Origin of the sequence: Micromonospora sp. L31 (genome assembly GCF_052068075.1) — a bacterium.
Classification (GTDB): domain Bacteria; phylum Actinomycetota; class Actinomycetes; order Mycobacteriales; family Micromonosporaceae; genus Micromonospora; species Micromonospora purpureochromogenes.
This window is the reverse complement of the sequence record NZ_JBQHDC010000032.1, coordinates 1-707: the sequence shown is the minus strand read 5'-3', so window position 1 is coordinate 707 and position 707 is coordinate 1. Positions and strand designations below refer to the sequence as shown.

The 707-nt window shown below is 68.3% G+C and carries 1 pseudogene; it reads left to right on the top strand.

Annotated features, from left to right (window positions below):
• Window positions 1-91 precede the first annotated feature (91 nt).
• Window positions 92-707, top strand: a pseudogene (locus tag ACTMS9_RS30645) (IS5 family transposase); the annotation flags it as partial.

Below are 707 nucleotides of genomic sequence, written 5' to 3'. Positions count from 1 at the left end.
TAAGAGCCCCTAACAAAATGATGTTGGGCGTGTCCTCGGGACGTGATGATCGTTCACTCTGGATGTGAGGAGGGGTGAGCAGCCGCCGTGGATCGTCTCGGACGACCTGTGGGCCGAGATCGCGCCGCTGCTGCCACCCCGACCTGCACGCCGGCGCCGCTACCCGGGCCGCAAACCACTGGATGACCGCAAGGTGTTGTGCGGGATCCTGTTCGTGCTCTACACCGCGATCCCGTGGGAGTACCTGCCTCAAGAGTTGGGCTTCGGGTCGGGAATGACCTGCTGGCGCCGGCTGCGGGACTGGAACGACGCTGGCGTGTGGCAACGACTGCACGAGGTCCTCCTCGGCAGGCTGCGGGCCGCCGGGCAGCTCGACATGTCCCGGGCGGTGATCGACGGCTCCCACGTCCGGGCGCTCAAGGGCGGCCCAAAACCGGTCCGAGCCCGGTCGACCGCCGCAAGCCAGGCTCGAAACACCACGTCATCACCGACGCGGGCGGCATCCCCCTCGCCACGGCGCTGACCGGCGGCAACCGCCACGACGTCACCCAGCTCATGCCCCTGGTCGACAAGGTCCCCCGAATCAAGGGCATCCGAGGCCGCCCTCGACAGCGACCGCAGCGGCTCTACGCCGACCGCGGCTACGACTTCGACAAGTACCGCCGTGAGTTGCGAGGCAAGGGCGTCACCCCGGTCATCGCCCGACG